Below are 13,802 nucleotides of genomic sequence, written 5' to 3' on the forward strand. Positions count from 1 at the left end.
TAAGCATCAGTCGGACGGATTTCAGATTACTTACACTTCTTTTTAAATATTTTTAAAAAACTTTGAAAGGCATGAATGAGGGGGAGCAGGGTGCGCCGTGCGCACCAATAGATGCCGCACGTCAATATTAATCAGAAACTGAGCCGGTGCGCGCGGCGCACCCTGCAAAATGCTTATGCTGTGAATCAAGGCCATCACCTTACATTACGGCGATGATGAAAAAGTGTTTTGGCCGGAGCTATAAGCTACACTCATGCCTTACTTCTATTCTCATTGCAAGCATGCCTGATCAGATACACACACCACAATCCGGCAACGCCGCCGAATTCGCACCTCAAAGTGACGACGTCTTTGGCCGCATCGCCAGCCGCTATGACAGGCTGTGTGACCTGTTCAGCTTTGGCATACACCGTACGTGGAAGCGCCGTGTCGCCGACATCATCGCGCAGGAAGAATGGCAAACCCTGCTCGATGGCGCAACCGGCACAGGCGACATCATGTTGCGTGTGCTGGCAAAGCAGCTACCTGCCAGCCGCCGCATCATCGCCTCAGATATCAGCCCGCAAATGCTGGCGATTGCCCAAGGCAAGCTGGGCCAGCACGGCGAGCAAGTCCGCGTCTGCCTGCTGGACATGCACAGCATGCCTGACATCGCCAGCGACAGTGTCGATGCCTATTCGATTTCGCTGGGCCTCAAAATCTGCCAGCGCCACCTGGCCCTGCAAGAAGCCCTGCGCGTACTGCGCCCCGGTGGCCGCCTCATCATCCTGGAGGCTTCCAATATCCGCCCGGCCTGGCTGCACCGTGCCTACCTGACCTACATGTCCATCTGCACCCCCGCCATCGCCTGGCTGGCCACAGGCGGCGATGCATCCGCCTATAAATACCTGCTGCAAGGCGTGCGCGAATTCCCCGGCGCAGAACAGCTCGCCAAAGAAATGCAGGATATGGGCTTTAGTGACGTTCAGTTTGAAAGGCTGTCGCTGGGGATAGTGGCAGTGCATACGGCGCGGAAGCCGGGGTAGCGAGTGGCAGGATTAGCTCAGCGTAATCTCACGCATGTCAGCAAAATTCTGCTTTTCTCGAAGTTTGTTTTCGCGGGAAATTGTAGAGTAAAATCTTTTTCTTCCGGCAGTTCAGGACAGGGCAGGTTGATGTGTTTCTGTAATTTTCTGGCCGGGCATACGTACGATTACGCTGCGCTAATCGTACCTACGGCACTTCGAACTTGATCCATCCCTATTTAATAAAACAGAGCCCAGAGTTCATGAATGATAGCGTAACTCAATGTGCCAATTGCGGCGCTCGTCTGGCTACGCCGAATATGGTTTGCCCACATTGCGAACCAGAATTTTTAGCACCAAACACGGCACAGCATACCGGCAAGTACCGCTGCCCGGATTGCGCCTGCCGTTTTGACCAGGTTGGCACTGGACTATGGCCGCCCAATGTCAAATGGTACTGGCCACAATCTTATAAGCCGCAATGCCCACATTGCCAGGCTTTTATAAGGGACAGGACTATTCCGTACAGGAGCAGGGCAGAATTGACTGCGCTTCCGCTTCTCATCATCGCGTCTGCTTTCTCCCCCTGGCGACCCGGTACGCAGATTGTCCTGCTGGCTCTGCTGATGGTGGTAGAGTTTATACGCTGGCGAGCATTAAAAAAGTCAGTTTTTGCGGAAGAGGACAGATATCTCAGTGACAAACCTAGGGCGCCAATGTAATCGGCGGGGCGTAATCGCACATAGCTAAGGCTTATTCAAACATGGCCGTGACGCATGGCGCATTGCAATGCGCCGCAAGTGGGCATGGCGCATGGCTTTTTGCTTTCTCAGGACATGCAATAATCTCAGGTTTTGTGCAAGACATCCCAGCATCCACGATTAACCACAAAGGCGCTCACATGCTTACGATTCCAGAAAATATTGCTAACCTGATGATATTGGGATTGACTCAGGAAATTGCACAGATCCATGCGATTGGCGAAACTTGCGGAGATGACTGGCCAGCTGATTATGATCCAAATGATGTGAGTGTGTATGATAGCTTTCGTCAGATGTTAAAGAAAAACGCCGGAAAAAGTACTATCTTGGACTGCAAGAATTACTCAAAAACGGTGGCGTTTTCCATGGGCTTACTCCCTCGATTTGTCAGCGAAAATCTGAGTCAACTCTCAATGGCTGATATAGAGTCAGCCTGCCGTGTCTATGCGCAATATGCTGCACATAGATGTGCTGCCATGCTGCAGACCAACAATGAACACACGTCAGAGCGCAGACAGGTTATATACATGTTGTCGCAAGTGATGGCCTTTCCGGGGATGGATAGCCCGTAGGGTGTGTCTTGACGCACCGTTGTTCTTCACGTTGTTGATTATTGGCGATTTGGTGCGTTGAAACGCACCCTGCAGAAAAACCACACCAGATATTCGCCATACTTGCGGCGGCATCTGTCTGGAAAAATTTCAATCTCCAAACCCTAATTGATAACCCGCCCAGCATGTAAAAACGTAAGCGAGTAGTGCCAGCATCATCACTAACCAGACTGGTGGTGGCCAATCGACGTACCTGTCGAGAAATTCGCGGCTGATGTCCAGTTTCAAAAACAGTGTCAACGGTATTTCTCCGACGAAGCCAGCGCCAAGATAAAAGCCTGCAGACTGTTCCCAAAAAGATGCTCTTGCTTTTTTCATCATGATCCTGGTCGCGTATCTTCTGCAAGACATCTTACGCCCTCAAATTCCTGCCTGCAACCAAAACAGCAGCACACTGTAAAAGCGGCTTCAGGCGCGAATGGTTGTTGAGCAAATCATTTGCAAGTTTTGGCATTGCATTGTCAACATCAGTTAAAAGTCGTTCGGGGAAAACCTTCGCGGCTGAAGCCGCTCCTGCGATTAGCAAATACCCGGTCGTAGGGCGAATTGCAATGCGCCGTATTTATGCGTCGTGCACGGCACAAATATTTTCCTGCATTATGCGATGGCCTCATACGGCGCATTGCAATGCGCCCTACGTCACGGTGATGGTGCAGTTCAGCGCAGATCAATGCCCTGGTCTCAGGCGTCCACCAGGTTTTCAGCTGTTTGATCCGCTTGCTTTGCCGCCGCAATAATCCAGTCCCTGAACACCTGCACATCAGCACGCGGTGTAGTGGATTCAACGATGAGCCAGTAGGCATAGTCGCTGTTGCCCAGGCGCGGGTCTTCGAGGGCTATCAGGCGGCCATCCTTAAGCATGGGTTGCAGCAGTGCGGCGCGGCCCAGGGCGATGCCGTGGCCTTCAAGCGCGGCGTGGATGACCTGGTCGTACTGGTTCAGGTGCAGATAAGCCTTGGGCTTGGCGTCGGGCTTGATGCTGAGCAGGCCGGTGGCGGTCAGCCAGTCTGACCAGCGCAGCCAGGGCAGGGCGCGTTCATCAAGTTCTAGCAAAACTTCCCTGAGTAAGCCCTCAGGTTCACCAAAGGCGCGGGCAGCAATGGCGGGGCAGGCTACCGGCATGATTTTTTCACCAAACAGCCTGATCGCCTGCGCTGGCACATCCGCCGCGCGGGCATAGCGTATGGCCATGTCCAGACCTTCTTTTTTGAGGTCCAGCATACGGTTGTCGGCGGATACCCGCACGTCGATATTCGGATGCGCCGCCTGAAAAGCACCGAGCATGGGTAAGATCCACAAACCAGTCACGCTGACTGCTGATGTCATGGTGACCGGGCGCGACTGTAGTTGTTGCCGCTGCGCAGCTGAAAATTCAGCGAGTTGATCCAGCCACGGCGAGGCCAGTTTTAGCAGTTGTTCACCCGCCGGGGTCAGGGCGATGGCGCGGTGCTTGCGTATCAGCAGCTTGCTGCCCAGATGTTCTTCCAGGCTTTGTATCTGGCGACTGACGGCAGATTGCGTCAGGCACAGGTCCTCTGCCGCAACGGTGATGCTCATGCGCCGGGCGACGGCGACAAAACCACGGATGGCATCCAGCGGCGGCAGGTGGAGTAGCGGGTTACTCATGAATTTAGTTCATGCAAGGCATGCACAAATTACGTTTGTAGTTGGTAAGCTTGTCTATAAAATGGGGAGCAGGACTATACTCACACGCATTCTATCGCAGGAAGCTAAAACTTGTTGCCTGGTTGCCAGTAACTTCACTTGAATTGCTTACCATGACCTCTATCACCATGCCCAGGCTGTTCAGTCATTTCCCTGCGCAACGCCCTGTCCTGACTGCTTTGGCATTGTCACTGGGGGCGGCAATTGCACTGGGCCTGTCGCGCTTTTCTTACGGACTGTTACTGCCACCAATGCGCGCCGACCTCGGCTGGTCTTATCTGCTGGCAGGGGTGATGAATACCGGTAATGCGCTCGGCTATTTTTTAGGTGCCCTGATCACGCCCCTGCTGATGCGGCGCTACCGGGCGCATAGCCTTTTGACTGGTGGCGCGGTGCTGACGGGCATATTCATGCTGGTGTCGGGTATGGTCACTGCCACCGGTTTTTTGCTGTTGCAACGCATACTTGCAGGCATATCGAGCGCGCTGATTTTTATTGCGGGTGGCGTATTGATCTCGCGCCTCGGTGGCTTGCATGCAGCACGGGCGGGTCTGCTGATAGGCCTGTATTACGGCGGCACTGGTTTTGGCATTACCCTGTCTGCCTTGCTGGTACCTGCCACCTTGGCTGCTGCACAGGCGCAGCATGTTGAACATGCCTGGCAATGGCCGTGGCTGGCGATGGGCGCTGCCTGCCTGCTGGCGACCATCGTCATGAGCTTGCCCGTCAGGGCGATACAGGATTTGCCCGGGCAGGCGGGTGCCAAAAGCGCGTTCAGCATCAAGGCATTTGGCTTTGGTCTGGCGGGTTATTTCATGTTTGGTGCCGGCTATATAGGCTATATGACCTTTGTCGTCGCGCTGTTGAAAGAACAGGGTATGCCTGCGCCAGCCATCACTGGCTTTTATTCCCTGCTGGGGCTGGCCGTGCTGGCTTCATCACGCATCTGGGCAGGCATGCTGGACCGCTACAAGGGCGGCCAGTCACTCGCAATTCTGACTTCGCTGGCGGGCCTCGCGGCCTTGCTGCCCGCATTGAGCAGCAATGTCTTTGCCGTGTTTGCATCCGGCATTTTATTTGGCGCGGTATTTTTGTCCGCAGTGGCATCCACCACCGCGCTGGTGCGGCATAACGCCAGGCCTGAGGCATGGTCAGCCGGCATCAGCGCCTTCACCACCGTGTTTGCATTAGGCCAGATTGTCGGCCCCACCATCGTAGGCTGGATAGCCGACGGCCAGGGCGGGTTGGAACGTGGCCTGATATTTTCTGGCCTGACGCTGCTGGTGGGTGGGATTCTGGCGTGGCAGCAAAAGCCTTTGGAGAGTGGAGATGCCTGATCATGGATGTGACGACGATGCTTGAAAGGGATTTCGCAGGGGGCATTGCAGTGCCTGTGATGAATGACTAGTCGCACCCTTTTAATGAGTTTGTAGAGACTGATTTGGTTAGTATAGAATACTGACTGATAGCAAATATTTTACATTTGCAAACGACACATTCTTAATACATGACTCAGCGTTCTATAGTAAATAGCAAATTTCAATGTGCTAACTGCAGTGCCCCGTTGGCGAGTGTAAATGCTATTTGCCGACACTGCGAATCAGAATTTTCAGCACCGGACAGACATACAGGTAAATACCATTGTCCGCAATGCGACTGCCGTTTTGATCAACCTGGCATAGTGCTATCGCCTGTTGATGCGAAATGGTACCAGCAACAAATCCAGAAGCCGCAGTGCCCGCATTGCAGGACGGTCCTCAGAGACAGGACTGTCATTCAAAGAAGCAGGACTGAAGATGTAGTGATATTGCTCGTCATCTTCCTCTCTGTTTTCTCTCCCTGGCGATATGGACAGATCATAGTAATGTCTATTTTGCTGGCGACAGAATGGTTGCGCAAGCGGGCATTGAACAAAGCGCTAGTCGCTGAGGAGGATAGATATGTCTGTGAGGGTGCGTTATAACGCATCCTACAAAAAAAAAGAGACGGCACACTCACGCGCGCCATCCCTGCAAGCACTACCAATATTTCGCTACCTTAACTATTCGCCACCCTCGCCAGCACTGGCTCATGTTCCTCGTAAGCCTCGTTCGCCGGCATGCCACTGGCAACAGGCTCTTTGCCTTCTTCCCATTTCGCCACGACCGAGGTGGCGATGCTGTTACCCAATACATTCGTGGCAGTGCGCCCAATGTCGAGGAACTGATCTACGCCCATGATCAGCAAGAGACCGGCCTCTGGCAGGTTGAACATGGGCAGCACTGCGGCCACCACCACCAGTGAAGCGCGTGAGACGCCTGCCATGCCTTTGCTCGATACCATCAGCACCAGCAGGATCGTGATCTGCTGCGACAGGCTCATCTCTATGCCATACGCCTGGGCGATGAACATCACGGCAAACGCCTGATACACCATGGAACCATCGAGATTGAAGGAGTAACCCAGTGGCAGTACAAAGCCGGTGATCTTGCTGCTGACGCCAAATTTTTCGAGCTGCTCTATGGTCTTGGGATAAGACGCTTCACTGCTGGCGGTAGAAAAGGCAATGATCATCGGTTCCTTGATCAGACCGATCAGGCGGAATACCTCACGCCCAAGGAACATAAAACCGACCGCAATCAAAATCACCCACAGCAAGGCCAGTGCCAGGAAAAAGCTGCCGAGGAACTTGCCATATGTGAGCACCACTTCCAGCCCCTGCACGGTAATCGCCGCAGCCACAGCAGCAAACACGCCTATCGGTGCAAAGCGCATGACATAGTCTGTGATCTTCAGCATGGTGTTGGCGGTTTCTTCTATCGCGCTGACCAGCACACGCGGGCCGTTGCCTTTGAGTGAAGACAGGGCAAACCCAAAGAAGATGGAAAACACCAGGATTTGCAAAATCTCGTTATTGCCCATCGCCTCAAAGAAACTGCGCGGGAATACATGCGTCAAAAAGTCCTTGAAGTTCAGTGATGAAGTCGCCAGCTTGGTGGTCGCATTCACATCTGGCAAAGTCAGCGCCAGCGAGCGGCCAGGTTCAAACAGGTTAGAGAACAGCAAGCCTATCGCCAGCGAAATCAGCGATGCACTGATGAACCAGGTCATCGCCTTCAAACCCACCCGTCCTATGGAACCAGAATCGCTATGCGCCATGCCCGCCACCAGGGTGGTGAACACCAGTGGCGCGATGATCATCTTGATGAGGCGCAAAAAGATGTCGGTAACGATGCTGAAGTAACCGGCAATGGTCTTGGCCTGTGCTGCATCTGCCGCATAGCGGTGGCAGATATAGCCAGTGATCAGCCCCAGCACCATGCCGGTGATGATCCATGTGGTCAGTCTGTTTTTTTTCATGTGTGTCTCCTCAGGTTTTGTTTGCTCAATTTTTTGTGGGATGTGGTTGCGCCTTATTTCGTCATCAGCGCTCCACCTATTTCGACCTGTCTCGGCATCGTCAGCCTTTGCGGTTGCAGGATTTCTTTCAGCTGTGCTTCAGTCAGCAGTTTCTTTTCCAGCACCAGGCTATACACGCTCTTGCCACTCAGCAGGGCTTGTTGCGCCACTTCGGTGGCGGCGCTGTAACCGATGTAAGGGTTGAGGGCGGTGACGATGCCTATGGAGTTTTCTACGATCTCGCGCAGGCGTTCATGGTTGGCGGTGATGCCATCGACGCAGCGTTCTGCCAGCACCATGCAGCCATTACTGAGGTGCGACACACTCTTGAACAGGCTGTGCGCGATAATCGGTTCAAAGGCATTCAACTGTAATTGCCCCGCCTCTGCCGCAAAGCTGATGGTGACGTCATTGCCTATGACTTCAAAGGCAATCTGGTTCACCACTTCAGGTATCACAGGGTTGACCTTGCCCGGCATGATGCTCGAACCAGCCTGCACCGCAGGTAGATTGATTTCACCAAAACCTGCACGCGGGCCGCTGGACAACAGTCGCAAGTCATTGCACATCTTCGACAGCTTGACCGCAACACGTTTCAACACGCCGGACAACTGCACAAAAGAACCCACATCCTGTGTTGCCTCAATGAGGTTGGGCGAAGTGCTGACCGGTATACCAGTGATGTCCTGCAAAGCCTGGCAGGCCAGGCGCGCATAATCAGGGTGGGTATTGATACCCGTGCCTATCGCGGTTGCTCCGAGGTTGATCTCGCACATCAGCTTGGCCGCTTCGCGCAGGCGTTCCTGATCTTCGTCTATCATCACCGCATAGGTGCTGAACTCCTGCCCCAGTGTCATCGGCACTGCATCCTGCAATTGCGTGCGGCCCATCTTCAGCACATCCTTGAATTCCAGTGCCTTGTTGTGGAAAGATGTTTTCAACACCTCCATCGCACTCACAAGACGCAAGATGCCCTGGTAAGCAGCGACCCGCAAGGCCGTGGGATAGACATCATTGGTACTCTGGCTCAGGTTGACCTGCTCATTCGGATGCAAGATATTGTAGCTGCCGCGCGCATAACCCAGCTCTTCAAGCGCGATATTGGTGATGACTTCATTCGCATTCATATTGGTAGAAGTACCCGCACCACCCTGTATCACATCGACCACAAAATGCGCATGAAAACCACCCTGACGAATTTTTTCACAGGCGCTGATGATGGCTGTTGCATGCGCATCACTGACCAAGCCAAGGCCACGATTAGCGACTACCGCCGCCTGCTTGACACTCGCCAGCGCCGCCACCAGCTCAGGGTAACTGGAGATCGGCGTGCCGGTAATCGGGAAGTTTTCAATCGCGCGCAAGGTATGCACGCCATAATAAGCATCCGCCGGTACGGCACGGTCGCCGAGCAAATCATGCTCTATCCTGGTCGCTGGTATGGACAAAATAAACTCCTGGTGGTTGGGTGGGTCTGGTTTGCGTGTATGGCACCCGGCCATGAAAGGCAGGTGAATACACTTCGCAACGCAGTGTAGATAATTAAAACGGCCTACTTATTCTGATTACGCATACTTTGATGCGGTGGCGGCATGTGGGGGGAAATGGCAGGGTTTGCTACAGGAGTAGTGGTGGCGGTGGAAAATAATTTTCAGGTGTAAGGTAGTACGGTTTTCACGCCGGAAGAGCAGGGCGCGCCGTGCGTACCATTTATACCCTGAAATGCGGGCAGGCCCGAAGAGGCTGATTGTCTCTGGTAGCCAGGCACCCGGTGCATTGCAGCGCTCCGGATGCCCGCATCACTACCTTATGATAAATGGGAATCTACGGCAAATCTCAATGCACGTAGTTATACAACTGTGTCATTGAAACTTTCACGTTTTCCAGTGACCCTACAATGACATAAGACCTGAAGTGATAGGTGCCAGATGGATTGTAGATGCGAAATACATTATTCCATTTCACCGTATCTGGAAATCTGAAGCGACCATAGCCCAGGCCTGCGAATGTGGCTTGTGGCGCTTCGGGCGAATAAATCCCCATTGCCCATCCACCGTCTGGCGTAGAAAAAATGATGGGCAGGTTTTGCTCACCAGGCCCATCGCTCAAAGGGGCTTCCATGACGGCATTGTTCCTGACATCGAATGTATAGAACCTGGAAAACTCTGGCGGCATATAACCTGTCAGGGCCTCAAATACGCCGAAAGAATGTGTTTCATTACTCGGGATGGTAAATTGAGTCAGATACTCAATCACATGCGGCATATTGGGCAGACCAATGGTGATCCGCTTGTTGAGGATATGATTTGATACCTGGCTGCCACCTACCGGATACCAGAATGCCATTTTTGTCTGTGTCGCCAGCACATTGCTGGTTGCCCATTCTCCTTGCAGGATACTGCTGCTCGCGCTTGGATTGACGCCGTTGTACGGTACCGCTGCGCCAGCTTCGGTTGGATTAAAACTTTCCCCTAAATTGTCAAACGATGACGCGGATTGCAGTTGCCGGCCATGATCATAATCGTTGATAAATTCTTTCCCTCTCCATGTCAGCGAGCAGACGGCACCGGCATCATAAGAGCATGTTCTGATCGTGATAGGCCAGGGTCCCGCCATTGCCGATATCGTTTGATCAGCCTGTGCCTGTGGCAGGAAAAACAGGTTTGCGCAAAGTGCTAAAAGTACTGGGCTAAAGTAAGCCTTGCGGTTGATTTTTTTCAACTTCGTTTCAGATCTCGTGTTGAGTTGATGTGCTATTGAAGTCATCGCATTTCCTTTTTAGGTAATAAATTGACATGATTGACAAGATATAGACTTTCCAAAGTGCATTAAAAATATAACATTGACATCAAATCTATTAATATAAATTTAACTTTGTTACATTATTTACATTTATTTAGGGTAAACGTATCAAGTCGCATTGCCATTCACGGAAATTGAATTCAATCCTCAGCTTGTGTTTTCAGTTTGTCTTGATTTGTGTAAAAAATCGCGTCTGGCTAGCGGGCCATCGTGTTTTGAAGGCATATTGATGATGGTTGCGAGGCTGGATTTTGCAGGAGCAGGATGGTGAAGGCATGCTTTAAATCAGCTACCTCAGGCACATTACAAGGTGCCCGATAATGGGGGAATAAATGAAAGCCCGGCTATCAATATTCATGTCATCCCAGCGCAGGCTCAATGCTGTCCGGAATAATGTCCTTGACAAACAATAACGAGTAAATTCCCTCCCTTTCAAGGGGAGGGTTAGGGTGGGGATGGGTTTCGGTCGATTGGCTGTACATGATTTTGCTACAGAAACCCATCCCCATCCCAACCTTCCCCTTGAAGGGGAAGGAGCTTCAAGCATGATCGCTGACAAAAATTATTCAATTGCAGAATTAAGTCTTCGACGTAGAAGAATCGCCGGGACGCTGTTCGTACTTGACTCTCCGAATGAGTCAAGATAATTATTCCGGACAGCAGTGAGCGCAGGCTGGGATCTATCTGCACATATTCCGTGACCGCAAAGCGAAGCTGATGATGTGTGAGCTTATGTGTAAGTCCACGCGCAGTTAACCGCCCCTGCACGAGCTTCGACAAAGCTCTCAATCTGAGCTACATTAGCAATCATTTTTTTACAAGAAACATGCCATGAAAATTTATGCAATGCTCTTACTGCTGGCGAGTAGCGTAGCCGTAGCAGGTGAACAGCCGGACAAAGACGCATGGAGGCTGGGCGTTGTTGCGTCTGCTGCGACCCTGGCCAGGGAAGGTACATTTTCTGTGGTGGACGAATGCGAAAAACGCTACCCTGACTTGCAGGAAAGCGGCAAGTCCGTCAAGGCCGCATGGGTAGTCAGAAACCAGGAAATGGCAGACAAGCTGGCAGTGCTGACAGCAAAGCTGACTGCAAAAGTTCAGGCCAAGGACAAGGCTGTTGATATCAAAGCACTGCTGGCAGATGCAGAAAAAGTCGCACGCAAGCTCGGTGGTGACATCCTGGTCAAGCAGGTGATTAACGCGCTTGACAGTGCGCCACCGGCGCAACAGCCAGGTATATGCAAGGCCATGTTTGCCGGAGTCAATCAGGGCAAGATGGATATCGCCAAGATACAGACATCTACAATGAGCGTCATGCAAGAGTGTGAGATCATTGATTTTGTCAGCGCATATCACGGCTTGACCTATGAAGACCAGGGCAACAGCATCAAGGCATCCGGCACCTGGTTAGACCTGCCTTTTCCGGTCAACGAGTCCATCATGACCGTTGATGGCACAGAAAAGAAAATTTACGTCAGCACCACGGTGGTCGTGCAATTGGGTGACAAGGTACCACCTTTCATGAGATCCAATAAAGAGACTCTGTCCATCATTGCCTGGGATGATGAGGTGATAAAGTCAGAAGTCATGCGCGCCGGGAAGTCAGAGCGATTCTTTCAGTACGTCATCAACAGAAAATCCAAAGAGATTACCAGGATATTTACCGGACAATCACCAGCAACACATGCGCTCGGTGACGGCAGTAAACTGTTCAGTGACATGCTTGCTAAATTTAACTAAGGAGTAGTGTGATCATCTCGATCTGAACTGGGATTGCTTTGTGAAAATTCCATCAAGATAACGTTGCACTGACTATGATTGAAGATAAATCCAGATGATAAAAGCGTATATCCCTTTAATAGCGAATATCCCTGTTGCGGCAGTGAAAGAAGATATCTCGTATCCTGATCGTGATACGCGCCAGGTTTATGATCATCTGAAATACACGCTGTCACGGCCAGGCCCGTTTCCGCTTCCTGCCATCGGGGTAAGCTTGGCAGATGAGTGCATCGTTGTCACCAGAGGCCATAAATATTTACGTATTGCGCGCGAACTTGGTGTTGCCAGTATCAGGGCTTTCCTTGATGCCAAAAAATTTGTATCGTCAGACTCTTTGGAGTTGCTACCAGAAGGTAGCGAGCTGGTCTCAGGTGAGGAATTGGAAGAGGAAGGCAGGATGCCGGTTGTACGGTGTTTTCATGTCTATTTTTTCGATAGACCGCTGAACGAGGTTCAACAAAAAGAATTTATCAGTACAGTCGGAAGTTTTTTTGAAAACCTCGATACCCCATTGCTACAGAATTCAGATAAGCGATTGTTGTCCTGGGGTTTTCCCTGTGAAGGACGGTGTGTAGAATTTGAGGCCAATTTCCCGGTTGGCGACAGATCCTGGGCGAATGATTATTTGAAAGTGACTCTGGATTTCAGCAGGAATGTGGCGCGTATTCTTACTTTTCAAGGATCGCTTTTTTCCCAGAGTTGAATGCATGACAGATTATTGATGCACAAAGATTGATATGGAGTAGGGTGCGTCGCAACGGACCCTACAGTGAGAGTAACAAGCGAAAGTGTGCTCTTGCAAGCTTATCGAAGCCCGTCAGGTTGCGCCCAGCGACCCATATTCAGGTCATCCCAGCGCAGGCTGGAATCTATCCGGGAAAATTGCGTGACAGAAAAATGTACCTGGCCGTGGGTGCGACTACGCAAAGTTAAGTATGAATCTTGAGAACTCAAAGGCACTTAATTTGAATCCAAAAAAGCTGTTCACCCTGGCTTTAGTTTTTGTTGCGGTATCGCTTGCTGTTTTTGTACTGACGATAATTTTTTTTAAATTATTTGGCGCACAGAAAAATTCTACAGCACGTGTTTCGGTTCAAGCTATTACCTGCGCGGTTGCGTTGGTGGCGTATTTTTTTCTACGAAAAAAAATTGTCGGAGAAAAAATACCAGATTTTTCGCTTCCTAAGATTGGGAGGCTACTATTATTGACATCAGCAGGATTAGTCTTTTCGATTGCTCCCTATTTCATAGCATATGATTTTGATCGCATCATTTGGGGAAATTTCCGAGCAGAGTTAATTTTTGCAGCCACAGTTTTTTCTTTGAATGCAGCAATATTTGAAGAGATACTTCATAGAGATTTGCTTTTTAGATTTCTTCTATCCCGGTTTCACTTATGGGTTGCTTTTTTTGGGCAACTCTTTTTGTTTGTCGGAGTGCATTTTTTCATCTATAAGATTACATGGATCAATTGCTTGTCGCTTGGCATCGCAGGAATTCTGTTTTCGTTGCTTTGGTTACTTACAAAAGATTTTATAGCTTCAATGCTCGCGCACTTCATAAGTAACTTTGTAATCATGATGTTTAACGGCGTTTTTACACAACAAGTTGCGCGCGCCGGACTTTTGTCGGGTGATCCATCACTGTTCGCAGTATTGCTTCATATAGGCTGCGAATCAATTATGGTTTTTCTCGTTTTATACATTTTGATCAAGAAAAAATTTTTCGCATGAGAATTTTTCAGTTTTTGATATTCAGAGCTGTACCTACGATTAATGCTAGCTTAATCGTACATAAGTCAG

General features: G+C 50.8%; 11 protein-coding genes. 6 read left to right on the plus strand and 5 right to left on the minus strand.

Annotated features, from left to right (window positions below):
- Positions 1 to 281 precede the first annotated feature (281 nt).
- A complete protein-coding gene (locus ACO0LN_RS10700) occupies positions 282 to 1,025 on the plus strand; it encodes a ubiquinone/menaquinone biosynthesis methyltransferase (RefSeq protein WP_422973523.1) in 744 nt (247 codons plus the stop codon).
- A 742-nt stretch (positions 1,026 to 1,767) separates the two neighbouring features.
- Complete coding sequence (locus ACO0LN_RS10705; protein WP_422973525.1) at positions 1,768 to 2,337, plus strand: hypothetical protein; 570 nt, start codon at positions 1,768 to 1,770, stop codon at positions 2,335 to 2,337.
- Between the two features lie 129 nt (positions 2,338 to 2,466).
- Here ACO0LN_RS10705 and ACO0LN_RS10710 read toward each other — a convergent pair whose 3' ends face one another.
- Positions 2,467 to 2,694: a hypothetical protein gene (locus ACO0LN_RS10710; RefSeq protein WP_422973527.1), complete on the minus strand. Its 228-nt coding sequence runs from the start codon at positions 2,692 to 2,694 to the stop codon at positions 2,467 to 2,469.
- 363 nt (positions 2,695 to 3,057) lie between these two features.
- Positions 3,058 to 4,002, minus strand: a complete 945-nt coding sequence (locus ACO0LN_RS10715) for a LysR substrate-binding domain-containing protein (protein ID WP_422973529.1) — start codon at positions 4,000 to 4,002, stop codon at positions 3,058 to 3,060.
- 152 nt (positions 4,003 to 4,154) lie between these two features.
- Between ACO0LN_RS10715 and ACO0LN_RS10720 the strand changes: the two genes are divergently transcribed.
- A complete protein-coding gene (locus ACO0LN_RS10720) occupies positions 4,155 to 5,378 on the plus strand; it encodes a YbfB/YjiJ family MFS transporter (RefSeq protein WP_422973531.1) in 1,224 nt (407 codons plus the stop codon).
- A gap of 700 nt (positions 5,379 to 6,078) precedes the next feature.
- Here ACO0LN_RS10720 and ACO0LN_RS10725 read toward each other — a convergent pair.
- The 3 genes from ACO0LN_RS10725 to ACO0LN_RS10735 form a co-directional block, all read right to left on the minus strand.
- On the minus strand, positions 6,079 to 7,380 hold the full coding sequence (locus ACO0LN_RS10725) for a dicarboxylate/amino acid:cation symporter (protein WP_422973533.1): 1,302 nt from the start codon (positions 7,378 to 7,380) through the stop codon (positions 6,079 to 6,081).
- Positions 7,381 to 7,433: 53 nt separating this feature from the next.
- The gene (aspA, locus tag ACO0LN_RS10730) at positions 7,434 to 8,867 is read right to left on the minus strand and encodes an aspartate ammonia-lyase (RefSeq protein ID WP_422973535.1); all 1,434 of its coding nucleotides are present in this window, start codon (positions 8,865 to 8,867) and stop codon (positions 7,434 to 7,436) included.
- Between the two features lie 388 nt (positions 8,868 to 9,255).
- Complete coding sequence (locus ACO0LN_RS10735; protein WP_422973537.1) at positions 9,256 to 10,185, minus strand: hypothetical protein; 930 nt, start codon at positions 10,183 to 10,185, stop codon at positions 9,256 to 9,258.
- 867 nt (positions 10,186 to 11,052) lie between these two features.
- On the opposite strand from ACO0LN_RS10735, the gene ACO0LN_RS10740 reads away from it, so the two are divergent.
- From ACO0LN_RS10740 to ACO0LN_RS10750, 3 genes are all read left to right on the plus strand, one after another.
- Complete coding sequence (locus tag ACO0LN_RS10740) at positions 11,053 to 11,961, plus strand: hypothetical protein (protein ID WP_422973539.1); 909 nt, start codon at positions 11,053 to 11,055, stop codon at positions 11,959 to 11,961.
- A gap of 142 nt (positions 11,962 to 12,103) precedes the next feature.
- The gene (locus ACO0LN_RS10745) at positions 12,104 to 12,703 is read left to right on the plus strand and encodes a hypothetical protein (RefSeq protein WP_422973541.1); all 600 of its coding nucleotides are present in this window, start codon (positions 12,104 to 12,106) and stop codon (positions 12,701 to 12,703) included.
- A 232-nt stretch (positions 12,704 to 12,935) separates the two neighbouring features.
- The gene (locus ACO0LN_RS10750) at positions 12,936 to 13,733 is read left to right on the plus strand and encodes a lysostaphin resistance A-like protein (protein ID WP_422973543.1); all 798 of its coding nucleotides are present in this window, start codon (positions 12,936 to 12,938) and stop codon (positions 13,731 to 13,733) included.
- Positions 13,734 to 13,802 lie beyond the last annotated feature (69 nt).

The organism is Undibacterium sp. TC9W, assembly GCF_049339865.1.
Taxonomy (GTDB): domain Bacteria; phylum Pseudomonadota; class Gammaproteobacteria; order Burkholderiales; family Burkholderiaceae_D; genus Undibacterium.